Origin of the sequence: Niabella agricola (assembly GCF_021538615.1) — a bacterium.
GTDB classification, from domain to species: Bacteria; Bacteroidota; Bacteroidia; order Chitinophagales; family Chitinophagaceae; genus Niabella; species Niabella agricola.
In genome coordinates, this window is the sequence record NZ_JAJHIZ010000003.1 from 2,458,812 (window position 1) to 2,472,272 (window position 13,461).

Consider the following 13,461-nt stretch of genomic DNA (forward strand, 5'->3'; position numbering starts at 1 on the left):
TTAAAAACCAATTGAAGCACCAAAATTGACAATGCGTTGTGCCGGGTACACCGTGCCATTGGTATTGCCGGCCCAATATTCGGGGTCCAGCATGTCCTGCGCCCTCGTCCAGGTGACCAGGTTCATTCCATTAGCATAGACCCGCAGCGTAGATAATCTCGCCTTTTGCGTCAGGTTTACGTTCCGGAAGGTGTAGCCCAGTTCCATATTTTTCAGGCGGATATAACTGTTGTCCTCCAGGTAAAAGGATGACACCCGGTGGTTATTACTGTTGCCACCATAATGCAGGGAAGGCCAGGTGGCGGTGGCGGCCGTCTGCGGCGTCCAGCGGTCGAGGTGCTCCTGGCGCACTTTCCCGCCTTCATAAAACTCCCATGCAATACCGCCCACCAGCGTGCGGCTGCTATTGCCGGCACCCTGAAACAAAAAGCTCAGGTCCAGCCCCTTCCAGGTAACACCGCCCGAGACACCAAAGAAGAGTTCGGGAATATTGCTTTTACCGATCGGACCAATATCATTGTCATTGATCACCCCATCTCCGTTCCGGTCGAGGTATTTGATATCACCGGGAATCACCCGCCCGAATTGAGCAGGGCTCAGCCGGATATCCATTTCGTTTTTGAAAAAGCCAATGGCGGTCAGTCCCATGATTTGTCCCAGTGATTGCCCGGTCTGGTACATATAATCGTAAGGTCTTGATTCTTCATCAATGAAGATGATCTTGTTTTTTGCATACGACATATTGGCGTTGAGGAAATAGGTAAACCGCTGGAAGCTCTTGCGGTGATTGATTTCCACCTCAAATCCTTTATTATCGACTTTTCCCAGGTTGGCCGGCGGCAGGTTACTGCCCGACATTCCGATAAGGGCCGGAACGGAAGACCGGGTAATGAGGATATTATTGCGTTTTTCGCTAAACACATCCGCCGTAATGGCGATCAATCCCTTCCAGAGCTTCATTTCAAAACCAAGATTTGCTTTTTTGGCAATTTCCCAGGTAACATCCGGGTTGGCCATAGCACCTTCATACACTCCTTCCACACCGTAGAGCTGGTCGCCATACAGGTACCCGGCTGTTTGATTGCGGATATATTCTGAATTAAACAGCCAGCGCCGGCCCACCAGCTGATCGTTCCCGGTAAGTCCGTAAGAACCCCTTAGTTTTAAAAAACTCAGCCAGTTATTTCCTTTCAGGAAGGATTCTTCCGAAAGTACCCAGCCTGCAGAAAAAGCCGGGAACAGACCATAGCGTTTGCCCTTAGAAAAGTTATCGGTTCCGTTGTAACCGGCATTCACTTCCGCAAAATATTTATAGTCGTAGTTGTAGGTAAAGCGGGATACGACCCCCTGCGATACAAACGGGATGGTATTGCCGATCACTTTTTGCGTACGGTTCACCAGCAGCAACCCGGTAACATCATGGCTGCCAAATTTCCGCTGGTAGTTTAACGAAGCATCCATCCATATATCCCGGTTCTGAGAGAAAGAGGATGCAGGTGCAGACAACGGTACATCGTTGCCCAGGTAGGTGTAGTTACTGATGTCATCATAACTTCCGGTACCTTTATATACCGCTCTCCGCACTTCCTTTTTCCGGTTAAAATTATTCTGGAAATAGCCGTCGAAAGAATAGTTTCCTTTTACCGATAACCCCTGTGTAATGAAGTTCAGCTTCCGGGTTACGGATAACATCCCCGATAAGGAGGAGTTAAACGACTCGCGGAACCCCGTTTCATTCAGCAGTCTTGCAGGGTTCAGGAATTGCCCGTTTTCCCCATAAAACCCGGTAGGATACTGGATGGGAAATGCATTCGGTGGCAGCTGGTTTAAGGTCCAGAAAAGATCAGGCACCGAAACATTGGGATCTTTTTTATTTTCAATGGCACCATATAAATTCAGGCCCAGGGAAAAATTGGGATCGAAATCCACATCAATATTCGAACGGAAATTATACCGTTTAAAATTCGACTTGGGATCATACCGGGCATTCTTCTTTGTTTTATAAATACCGCTTTGATCGGTATAACCCACATTCACAAAATAGCGCGCCATATTGCTTCCGCCGCTGATATTGAAATTGGCCTGGGTTTGCACCGCCGGCTTCATCATTGCATCCAACCAATCGATATCCGGGTATTTCAACGGATCCGATCCGGTACGGTAGGCTTCCAGCGCCACATCACTATAGGGCGCAACACCCCCCGGATGATCGTTCAGATAGGCTTCATTGGCCAGTAGGGCATAGTCATAGGAACCCAGGTATTTTGGCAAACGGATCGTGGATTGCACCGCCGTTTGCGTGCTGGCCGTAATGGCCGGCTTTCCTGCTTTTCCCCGTCTCGTGGTAACGATGATGACGCCATTAGCCCCTTTTACCCCGTAGATCGCCGTGGCCGATGCGTCCTTCAGGATGGTAATATTTTCGATTTCATTTACATCCAGCAGCCCGATGGCGCTATAGTCCTTTTGTACCCCATCGATGGTGATCAGCGGCTCTGCGCCGTTAAAGGTAGCTCTACCCCGGATCAGCAATTGCGATTTATCATTTCCCGGTTCCCCGCTCACCTGTATGGCAATCAGCCCCGGTAGTCTTCCGGCCAGGGCATTGGTGATATTTGCCGTTGGACTTTGCTTGAGCTCTTTCATCCCCACAGAAGCTACAGACCCGGTTTGCGCAATTTTTTTTTGCGTTTGACCAAAGCCCAGCACCACTACTTCATCATTCAATCCCTGGTTGGGTGCCCGCTGCAATACCACGGTTAAAGAACCGTTTTCAGGTACTTTTACTTTCTGCTCGGCATACCCGATATACGTAACCACTAAAAGCGTTCCTGCATCCACATCGATAGAAAACGCGCCCTGGCCATTTGTTTTCACGGCACGCTGGCTGCCTGCTACTGTTATGGTAGCCCCGGCAAGCGGTGTTCCGGTGCTGTCTGTAACCACCCCTCGCACCTCAACCGGCGGCGGGAGCGCCTGAACAACGGGCGCTTTCTTTATTGAAATATAATTGCCTGTTACCGTGTAACTGATCGGGCGACGATCAAATAATTGCTGCAACACTTCTGCCAATGGCCGGTTGCGCACGGAAATGGTAACGGGGGGCAGGTTTTCCAGCTGCTCCTTAAAGTAAACAAACCGGTAACCGGTCTGCTTTCCGATTTCCCTGAATGCCTTCTCCATAGGCACTGTTTTCAATGACAGGGTCACATTTTGTGAATAGCCCCTCGCCGAGGCCTGCAACAAGACGCATAAAAGAAAGAATGTCGTCATTTTCATAATCAGCAGCCATCTTTTTAATTCGCGGTGCCGGGTAACGGCACCAAACATTTTTTTTAAATCCATACATTTGCATTTGCTTGGGTTGGTGAAATAATACAGTCTGCTCAGACCATTTTTTATTTGGGTCAGCCCGGGCAATCCGCCGCTATGGGGCCTAATCCATAGCGGTTTTTTATCCAGGCCAACCAGAACCAGCTTCCCTTAATTCGGGGGTTACCGGCTGACGATGATTTTTTTGTGCGGAGCTTGCACGATCTTAAAATGTACCATGCCTGTTAGTTCAATAATTTTCAGCAGTTCTGACACCGGCATATTCCGGGGCAGGTCGGCCACACAGGAATGATGAAAGGGCTCCTCAAACTCCACTTCTACATTATACCAGCGCCCCACCTGTTGCATTACCGACTGAATATCGGTACCGTTAAAATAAAAGCGATCGTTATGCCAGGCCATTACTTCATCAAGATCGGGTGACCTGTTCAGCTTCAAACGACCCTCTGCCCACAAGGCCTGTTGCCCGGGCCGTACATCCATTTCGCCGCCACCGTTCACCGGTGCTACTTTTACACGTCCTTCCAGCAGGGTTACTTTTGCACCCGCTTCCTCTTTAAAGGCCGTTACATTAAAGTGAGTGCCCAATACTTTTGTAGCCACATCTCCGGAGGTTACAGTAAACGGCAGCGCCGTGCCATCTTCGCTTGCAGCCGCTATATGCGCCACTTCAAAATATGCCTGCCCTGTAAGTGAAACGTTGCGCTCCCGGCCGGTAAACGCCGTAGGATAGGTTAAGGCAGAGCCCGCATCCAGCCATACTTTTGTTCCGTCGGCCAGCACCAGGGACACCGGCCGGCTCCCCCTGGGAACGGTTAAGGTATTGGGGGTGGCCACGGCCGGCGTTCCTTTGTAACCGATCTGCCCGGTTGCATTCGTATATACTTCCATTCCGTTGCCGATGTTTAATACATCGGTCGCCAACCGGTCCAGCGGCACCCGCTTGCCATCTGCTAGGGTAAGATATGCGGTTGACTGCTCCGGCGCCGCGATGTCCTGCTCATCCGGCAGCTTATGCGCAACGTGGTGCTGTCCATCCGGTTTTAAAAACAACCGGTAGCCTCCCAGGATGAACAGGAGTATTACTGCGGCTGCAACCATCCATTGCCGGAGCCGGCGTACGGGTGCCCCTGTTTTTTGGGGAGTTTCCTGCTGTAGCTGCTGCATTAACTGCTGCAACAACAACTGCTTTTTTTCTTCCGTTAGTGCCCCGGTTTCCCGGTGCTGTGCCAGCCGTTGGTGCACCGCCTCCTTTACCACTTCATCATATCGCCCGGAAAGCAGCCCTTCCCGGAAAAGAAGTGCCTCCGCATCACTCAATGTACCAGCATGGAATTTCTGAAGCAATTCATTAAAAAGAGAATGAGGTATATCCATTTTATATGTTTGACAAAAACCGCTTATTTATAAAGACAACGGTCAAACAGCAATGGCGTAATGGCTGAATACTTTTTAAAAAAAATCCGCTCGCCCCTGTAGCGGTTCCACCGTGCTCATTACTGGCAGAGCATCAATAGTACAACCAGCGGGTACAGGTAGCGGCGCATATAGGCCCGCACCTGCCGGCGCGCCAGCTCCAGGTGTTTTTTTACAGTCAGTTTTGAAATAGAAAGCCGCCGTGCAATTTCCTCGTAGCTCAACTCCTCATCTTCCGCAAGCGTATATACCCGCTGCTGCTGCAACGGCAACGCATCAATGGCTTTTTTCAGCAATTCCAGGTATTGCTTCTGCTGAAGCCCGCCTTCCGCATCCGGCACCGGCAGGGCTCTCCGGGCATACTGGCTGATGAACGTTTCCTCACGGGCCTTTTGCTTCAGGTGGTTCAATACGCTGTTGCGCGTCATCATGAACAGATAGTTTTCCAGGTGCTCGGCCTGCGCCAGCTGCTGCCGCTTTTCCCATACTTTTATAAAAATCACCTGCAGCAATTCATCTGCATCATGCTCCTCTTTCAAAAAATACAAAAGGGCGTCATAAACAGCCGGACTATACTGCAGGTAGATTTCTGTAAACGCGTCCCGGCTACCTGCGGCCAGTTTAGTCAATAATTTTCGCTCATGCGCTGATGATTTGGGCAATGCAAACAATTTAATACTAAAAAAAATCTGCAAAGGATTACGCCATTGCAATATTCCAACTGTCTTTATTATGGAAAGGGTAATAAAAAAGTTTACAGAAAAGGTATAAACGCTAAAATACAGATTTGATTTAAAAAAACGAGGTGTTTTAAAAAAATAAAGAAAATCGGGTCGCAACCAACGACAGCTCCGGGTACTTGCCCGGAAGAATTCTATAAGCCACCGGCCGCTGGTATTACAGCCGGCAGCCGGGAGCTTGTCGTGCGAGTTACAATTTACATCCTTTTTCCAGCAGCCATCTTCTGAAAAATAAGCCTATCCGTCAGAAAAGTATCGTGCACAATGGTTCTATCCTTTATTTTTGGGTCCGGCATCCATCCTGCAAAACCAACGATATTCTGAACATATGACAAAAACTTCAGCATCCAAACAAATCCGCCTGTGTATGGCAATAGCGCTCTGGAGCGCAGGCATGACAGCACATGCCCAACATGCAACAGTAGTGAAGGAGCGAAACGCTGCTCCGGCGCTGCATAAAATCCGCGACTTTATCATTTACAGAGACAGCGTTTTTCATTGCGCCTTTCCTTCTTTAATAAAGAAAAAAGATGGCAGCTACCTGCTGGCTTTTCGCAGAGCTCCCGAGCGCCGCGTTTTAGGAGAGCGGGTTACCACACATGTGGATCCCAACAGCTACCTGGTGCAACTAACCTCAAAGGACGGGCTGCACTGGCCGGCAGAGCCCGGCTTACTGTATGCGCACCCCTTCGGCGGCTCACAGGACCCCTGCCTGCTGCAGCTGAGCGATGGCACTATTTTATGCGCCAGCTATGGATGGTCTTTTCCGAACGCGGATGCGCTTACCCGGTTCAAGACCCCGTACTTTAAGGCCGCTAATGCGGTTTTCCTCGGGGGATACCTGTTGCGGTCTGCAGATAATGGCCGCAGCTGGAGCGCCCCTGTTTACCCGCCGGCCGTTCCCGCCGAAGTTCACTACAGCCCTTATGGAAATAAATTGCCTGCTTATAACAGGGGAGCGCTTTGTGAAGGCCGCAACGGAACCATCTATTGGGCCGTGGCCGCTACGGATGACTCCGCGAGCAAAAAAACTTCCAACTACCTGCTCACATCCAAAGACGGCGGAAAAAGCTGGGCATATCAATCGGTAATTGCCAAAGACACAAAGATCTCTTTTAATGAAACCTCCATTTATGAAACACCCGGCGGCGACCTTGTTGCTTTCATGCGTACGGCCAATGCCGGTGATACCGCCTGTATTGCACGCTCGAAAGATGGCGGAAAAACCTTCCGGTGGGAGCCGATGGGATTTAAAGGACATCCCCTGCAGGCGCTGCGTTTGCCAGACAACCGGGTATTGGTGACCTATGGCTACCGGCATGCGCCGCATGGTATCCGGGCACGGGTGCTCGATGCCGAATGTACCGATTTTAAAACGGCAAAAGAATTTGTGATCAGAGCCGATGCAACAAGCGGGGATATTGGTTATCCCTGGGCAGTAATGCTGGACCGTCAGCGCATCTTACTGGTATATTATTATAATATCAATGATGGCCCGCGCTCCATTGAGGCCACATTGCTTGAGTACCGCTAATATCGGCTTTTCATAAGGTCTGGCTTTTTTCGGGATGCCGTTCCGGCAGTTAACCGGTAATACCGGCAACGTTTTTACCAGCACCTGCCGAACCCTGATTGTTGTATCTTTAGTGTTCACAATAAAGACATATGAGTACCATCGCCTATATTTTTGTTGCCCTGGTTGCTGCGGAGCACCTGGTCATTTTATACATTGAGATGTTTGCCTGGGAAACTGCCGGCAAAAAGGTTTTCAAAACCCTGCCTCCCGAACTTTTTAAACCCACCCGGTCGATGGCTGCCAACCAGGGCTTGTACAATGGCTTCCTGGCAGCCGGTTTACTATGGAGCCTGTTTATCTCAGATCCCGTATGGCAACAGCACATCGCGCTCTTTTTTTTAGGTTGTGTGATCGTTGCCGGCAGCTATGGCGCAATTTCTGCATCCAAGAAGATCTTTTTCATACAGGCATTGCCCGCCGTCCTTGGATTTTTATTTGTTTATCTGAGCAGATATTACCGTTGATTGTCTTTATAAGGAACCTTTGAATTGTGCCGCTCAATTATACGATTCAGATTGAATTTTTATAAGGGTTAAACACGGCCCCAGGAAGTCTCACCATTTACGGTTCTACTTTTTCATTTTTCCGGCAATAACAAATGGTACAAATGTCAAAGGTTTGAGCTCATCTGCCAGGAAGAGCCTGCCGGATTTATGCTTCACCTGGAGCAAAACAGGGCATTTATCCTTTGCAAATTTCAACGGCATCAACCGGCCGGCCAGGCATCCCGTCACAAAATCATTGTCCAAACAACAGACACTCAAAAAATCATTTTATAGCAACCCGGCGTACAGAACGTTCAGGATTAAGAGGTTTTCCCTATAGCCATATTATAGGCCTGTACCGTTTCATCGAGCGGCGTCATTGCCTCGGTTAACGTGTGATAGGTTCCGGAACCGGATAGTTCGCCGGCCACTTTTTTGATCAGGGCCAGCGTTGCCTTCATCATGCTGGAGCCCAGGCTTACGCGGGCAACGCCCAGGTCCTGAAGTTCCGGAACTGAAGGAGGCAGTCCGCCGGCACCGATGGTAGGATTTGAAAGAATATTAATGGGGGCGTCTATTTCTTTAACCAATGTGGCGATGGTTTCTTTTTCCCATACCGGCTGCACAAAGATGCAGTCGGCGCCCGCTTCCCGGTATTTATTGCCCCGTCTTATGGACGCTGCCAATTTTTCCGCCGGCGTACCGGATCCCGTATAAAACGCATCCGTTCGGGCATTAATAACAAGATGAAAACCTAATGCATCGGATAAGGACCGGATCGCGGCTATCCGTTCACAAAATTCCTGTTCGTCCGTTAATACCGGGCTCAAGCTGATGCTGTCTTCAATATTGATTCCGACAATCCCGGTGGCAATGATCTTTTCAACGGATTCAATTACCTCCTCCACACGGTTGCCATACCCCGCCTCTATATCCACGGTTACCGGCACCTGCACACCGTTTACAATACCCGTGATCACTTCCAGCATTTCCGGCAACCGGATCACCTGACAATCGGGGTACCCCATTGAAGCGGCGATGCCCATACTGGTGGTGGCAATGGCTTTATAACCACAAGCTTCAATCAGTTTTGAGCTGCCGGTATCCCAGGAATTCAGCAATACAAGGATGTCATCATCGTAATGAAATTGCAGGAACCGTGCTGCTTTTTCTTTTTGAAGTTGGGAAACCATAACCTGCTATTTTATTACAGGGCCATCGCGGGGATCGCCCGGGGATGGTAAGTTACCTCTATTTTATGACTTCTAAAAACATTTGATCCCCTTCCGGGCTTTAACCGGTCGCCTATTGAACATGACTAGACATCATTGCATCCGGCAAAAGAGATTGGATGTACACCCGATACTGTACTATATCCTATTATCCATTCTTTTTTCAATAACAGGAACAATGGTAGCTGTCCACATAGGTCTTATTCCCTTTGGAGTTGATATAGTAGCAACCTCCGTTTTTACCTCTATAAAGCAGGTGTCCGTTATAGGATCCGCAACGGGAATCATTGGCTTCCGCCGCATTGGTTTCCGCTTTTTTAATTTCTGCTTTTCCACAGGCTAAAAGTGTAGCCATACATATAAAAGCTGCGATCTTCCACATACGATTTGTTTTAAACAAATGTAGGGATGCATACAGGTCCATCATTACGGGAAACCGGAAATCAGTTACCGGCGTTTTGCGCCTGGGCCGGTTGAATATGTTTCTCAATAATATAATCGGTAACCGGTTTTAACCGCAGCTGCCGGTCGATGGGATGAAACCCATCCGAAGTATAAAATTCAATATCCTTCCCCTTATTAATTTTCACATACCAAACCGATCCCTTCGATTGCCGGGTAATGGTATCCGGCCGGGTGATTTTTTTAAAGGAACGGATCTTTTCCGGATCCAGCGGTTCCACCAGTGTGTCTCCCGTAGTTCCTCTACAGGGAATTTGTTCGTAATGGTCGCCCGTCCAGTACATACAGGCATTATTTGCCGGTAACCCCTGGCCCATTGGAATGGGTTCCGGTTCCTTTTTTCCGCCCCGGTAAAACCAGAACCCCGCTACTGCCAATAATGTTATGGCCAAAACAGCCAGCCCTCTTTTAAAAACAGACACCGGTCTCCGTACTTCCTGCATCGGTTTAACCATTCCCATCAGCAGTTCTTCAACATTCTCGCCTCCAACCGGATCTGCCGGTTCCGCTGTTGTTCCGGCAACCCCGGCGGGTGCTTCGGATTGATCCGGCCCTTCTGCAATGGCTTGCGTTTCTTTTTCCTTATCGTTCTTCCCCGCCCCCCCCGATGCTGCAGGTTCTGGCTTAGTTGGTACAACCGGGTCTTCAGCGGCTCCGAATCCTATTTGTACAAACTCCGTATCTGTCGTCTTCGGTTGCTCCCCTTCCGGCCCCGCTCCATCTGATGATATGGCTTCATTTTCGCCGTCCCCTATATGTTCCTCCACCTGAACGGGAATCGGTTCCAGGTTATCCACATTGTAATTTTTTGAATAATCATACGGCCGTTCCTTAAAATCGATCAGCCAGGCCAGCAGCTCAATATTTTTATCATCGGTGCTTTCCGTTTCCTTTTTAAGAAAATTTCTAAGCGGCTTAAACTTGTCGGTCTCACATTTTTTTATTGCTTTCAAAACGGCCACCTGATCATCACCTTCCCCAAAAAATTTATTAAGCACGCCTCCATCTTTCCGAGAAAATCTTTTGGTGCAAACCTCCATGCATTTCTGTTTAAGTTTTGCCGGAGTAGGGTCACTTAAATCTAAGGAAAGGACATTCCTTCCCCGTTTTTGCTCATAATCCCGCAGGACCAGTTTTGTGTAATCAGCAAACATCGTCAACAATTGTATCGTAAAACTAATGGAATTTCCGGAATTCCACCGGTATTTCCGGAATCTCAACGGAATGACTGGAATTACCGGAATCAACTAACAATCAGCCTGTTGCACTGATCTATTTTTGTTTTCAGAATCAGTTGCCCATCTCCCTTGCTAAGAGATGTTCCTGTACAGAACTGGTTCCCGGGAGCAGCGAAAGCGGCAGTCTATAACCGATTTGGGAAGCGTTTAAAAGCTTCCGCAATCCCGTTCCCACCCCCTTCCCAAACAATGTAAGAAGCGCTTCTTACGCGGTTATAAAACACTGCGCCGAAGCCGGCAGCAGCATTTTTTCAACATTTAAAAATCATACAAATGATCGAGATAATTCTCGCCTTTTTCCTGGCGTTATGGCCCAGCCATCCCCAAACAACAACAACTGGTAACGGACCCATTGTCATCGGTGTCCAGGTAGATGGTTCGGATGACCCTGCAGACACCACCGGTGGTGATACGGAACCGATTCCTCCCGTACCGTATCCGACTCAGCCCTAACAACGGCATTCATGAATAAGGCAAGAGATCATCTTGCCTTATTTTTTTTACTTTTAGGTAAAACAACTGTTTTGAAACAACTACATTCAATGCTTCTCTTATCCGCTTTTGCTCTTTTTTCAGGGTGCAAAGAACCAATTCGCACCAATCGCCAGCCACCGCCCTCCCCTGATTATCTAAAAGGAAAGTCTTTGTATACTATAAAAGACGACTCTGCCTTTTATTATTTTAATAAAGTTACAACCAATACGCGTAACCTCCTGGAAGCCGCCAACGCCTATACCTATATGGGCATCCTCCAGTCTAATTTTGGTGACTATTTCAGTGCCCAGGAAAATGTACTGACTTCTATACGTTACCTGCAGCGTATGAATCACCGGAAAGAAAAAGATTCGATTGACAAATACATGGTCAATAATTACAACGAGCTTGGCCGCATCAGTAGTATTCTAAAAAACTACCCAGCAGCAATTGTTTATTACGATCAGGCATTAAAACTAATAAAGGAAGATTCAAAAAGGATCATTACCTTAAACAACAAAGCCGTTGCCCACCGGCAAATGAAGCAGTATCCCCAGGCTATTGCTATTTATGATTCGATTATTAACGGCGTAAAAGACAATCCGCAAAGATATGCGCGCTTTTTGACGAACAGTGCCTATACCCGCTGGCTTCAGGACCCTGGCTTCCAGGTTGCCCCGGATTTACTCAGGGCATTACAAATACGGGAAAAAGAGAAGGACACCTGGGGGCAGTATTCCAGCTATTCCCATCTGTCTGACTATTATTCACGGACACAACCAGGCCTTGCACTTTCCTATGCGCAAAAAATGTATACCGTTGTACAGCAGCTCGGCAATCCCGGCTATGAACTGGAAGCCCTGCAAAAATTAATCATCCTTAGCCCACCTGCAGCTTTAAAAAAATACTTTACGCGCTACCAGTACCTCAACGACAGCCTGCAAACCGCCCGGAGCAGCACCCGGAACCAGTTTGCACTCATCCGCTATGACGTAGAAAAAAGCAAGGCCGACAACCTGGTGTTGCAAAAAGCAAATGCCAAAAAAAGAGTACAGATCATCGGCCAATGGATCCTGCTCCTGGGAGTAACGGTGCTTACAGTCATCGGTTTTGCATGGTACCGGAAGCAAAAGCAACGGGCCATCCGCGAACACCAATTAAAAACCTCGCAAAAGGTACATGATGTGGTGGCCAACGGGCTTTACCGGGTGATATCGAAGGTTGATTATGATAAAACCGGGGGCAAGGAACAGTTGCTGGATGAGCTTACCAGCCTCTATGAACAGTCGCGCAATATTTCCTATGAGCCCCATGAAGAAAAGACCGCGCTCGCTTTTAATGAATCCCTTACGGAATTGATCTCCTCCTTCAGTTCACCCGAAACCCGGGTACTGATCGTGGGCAATTCCAAAGAACTCTGGAGCCCGGTAACACCAGGCGTTAAAAAAGAACTGGAACGAGTGTTGCAAGAGCTGATGGTAAATATGAAAAAACACAGTCGGGCAAAAAATGTGGTACTGAAATTTGACCGGCAGCCCGGTCAGCTCAGCATCCAGTATACCGACGATGGCATCGGCGCTCCGCCCCATTTCCGGAAAGGCAACGGGCTCCGGAATACGGAAAACCGTATGGCCGGTATCGGCGGCCGCATTATTTTTGACACTGCAACCGCTACCGGTATGAAGATTCAATTATATATCCCTATTGCATTACCTATATGATCCAGAAAATATTGATCGCCGAAGACTACGAAAGTTCCAACCTGTCTGTACAAAAAACACTGGCAGACCTGAACATCACCAATCCCGACTATGTGTACTATTGCGACGACGCATTGCTGCGCATTCAAAAAGCCGTGCAGGCCAACGCTTCCTACGACCTGCTGATCACTGATCTGCATTTTGAGGAAGACCACCGGCAACAAAAAATAACCAGCGGAACAGCGCTGATTGCCGCAGCCCGCCGCATACAGCCCGATTTAAAGATCCTGGTTTTTTCCGCCACCGGCAAACCCGCTATTATTGAAGCACTGTTCGAAAAAGAGGATATTGACGGCTATGTATACAAAGGCCGCAACGATGCCCGGGAGCTGAAACTGGCCATTGAACAGATCGCCGCCAACCGGCGCTATGTTCCCCAGCAATTTATACAAGAGCGCCGGCAAAAGAATGCATTCGAACTGGACACATTCGATATCACGCTCCTGTCCTTAATGGTAAAGGGCATGCGGCAACAGGAGATCTCGGAGTATCTGAAAAAAAACAATCAGAAACCTTCGGCGCTCAGCAGTATTGAAAAACGGCTGAATGCCCTAAAAGAAGCCCTGGATTGCAACACCAATGAGCAACTGGTAGCCCATTGTGTAAAGATGGGTATTGTGTAACAGAAACGAAACCCAGTTATAAAATCCGGCGGGATGTACTGTCAGCATCGCCCCTGCACGCAATCAGCTGCGTTCAGCATCTGCCATTGCCTCAGATGGATCATGCAACAGAAGTCCCGCAT

At 48.6% G+C, this 13,461-nt stretch carries 11 protein-coding genes; 5 read left to right on the top strand and 6 right to left on the bottom strand.

Features of this window, described 5'->3' with window-relative positions:
• From LL912_RS15690 to LL912_RS15700, 3 genes are all read right to left on the bottom strand, one after another.
• A complete protein-coding gene (locus tag LL912_RS15690) occupies positions 1-3,345 on the bottom strand; it encodes a TonB-dependent receptor (protein ID WP_235554525.1) in 3,345 nt (1,114 codons plus the stop codon).
• 150 nt (positions 3,346-3,495) lie between these two features.
• Positions 3,496-4,710 (bottom strand): FecR family protein, encoded by a 1,215-nt coding sequence (locus tag LL912_RS15695; protein WP_235554526.1) that lies wholly within the window; start codon positions 4,708-4,710, stop codon positions 3,496-3,498.
• Between the two features lie 119 nt (positions 4,711-4,829).
• Positions 4,830-5,411, bottom strand: coding sequence for an RNA polymerase sigma factor (locus LL912_RS15700; RefSeq protein WP_235554527.1), 582 nt, complete (start codon positions 5,409-5,411; stop codon positions 4,830-4,832).
• 406 nt (positions 5,412-5,817) lie between these two features.
• Here LL912_RS15700 and LL912_RS15705 point away from each other — a divergent pair, with 406 nt between their 5' ends.
• Both LL912_RS15705 and LL912_RS15710 read left to right on the top strand, forming a co-directional pair.
• The gene (locus LL912_RS15705) at positions 5,818-7,023 is read left to right on the top strand and encodes a sialidase family protein (RefSeq protein WP_235554528.1); all 1,206 of its coding nucleotides are present in this window, start codon (positions 5,818-5,820) and stop codon (positions 7,021-7,023) included.
• Between the two features lie 131 nt (positions 7,024-7,154).
• On the top strand, positions 7,155-7,529 hold the full coding sequence (locus LL912_RS15710) for a DUF1304 domain-containing protein (RefSeq protein WP_235554529.1): 375 nt from the start codon (positions 7,155-7,157) through the stop codon (positions 7,527-7,529).
• A 341-nt stretch (positions 7,530-7,870) separates the two neighbouring features.
• On the opposite strand, the gene LL912_RS15715 is transcribed toward LL912_RS15710, so the two are convergent.
• From LL912_RS15715 to LL912_RS15725, 3 genes are all read right to left on the bottom strand, one after another.
• Positions 7,871-8,743: an isocitrate lyase/PEP mutase family protein gene (locus LL912_RS15715; RefSeq protein ID WP_235554530.1), complete on the bottom strand. Its 873-nt coding sequence runs from the start codon at positions 8,741-8,743 to the stop codon at positions 7,871-7,873.
• Between the two features lie 202 nt (positions 8,744-8,945).
• A complete protein-coding gene (locus LL912_RS15720; protein WP_235554531.1) occupies positions 8,946-9,164 on the bottom strand; it encodes a hypothetical protein in 219 nt (72 codons plus the stop codon).
• Between the two features lie 61 nt (positions 9,165-9,225).
• The gene (locus tag LL912_RS15725) at positions 9,226-10,242 is read right to left on the bottom strand and encodes a hypothetical protein (protein WP_235554532.1); all 1,017 of its coding nucleotides are present in this window, start codon (positions 10,240-10,242) and stop codon (positions 9,226-9,228) included.
• Positions 10,243-10,755: 513 nt separating this feature from the next.
• Between LL912_RS15725 and LL912_RS15730 the strand changes: the two genes are divergently transcribed.
• From LL912_RS15730 to LL912_RS15740, 3 genes are all read left to right on the top strand, one after another.
• Complete coding sequence (locus LL912_RS15730) at positions 10,756-10,935, top strand: hypothetical protein (RefSeq protein WP_235554533.1); 180 nt, start codon at positions 10,756-10,758, stop codon at positions 10,933-10,935.
• A gap of 191 nt (positions 10,936-11,126) precedes the next feature.
• Positions 11,127-12,677 (top strand): tetratricopeptide repeat-containing sensor histidine kinase, encoded by a 1,551-nt coding sequence (locus LL912_RS15735; RefSeq protein WP_235554534.1) that lies wholly within the window; start codon positions 11,127-11,129, stop codon positions 12,675-12,677.
• Positions 12,674-13,339 carry a response regulator gene (locus LL912_RS15740; protein WP_235554535.1) on the top strand — a complete coding sequence of 222 codons (666 nt, stop codon included), beginning with the start codon at positions 12,674-12,676 and terminating at the stop codon, positions 13,337-13,339. The genes LL912_RS15735 and LL912_RS15740 overlap by 4 nt, the downstream gene beginning before the upstream one ends.
• The last annotated feature ends 122 nt before the right edge of the window (positions 13,340-13,461 follow it).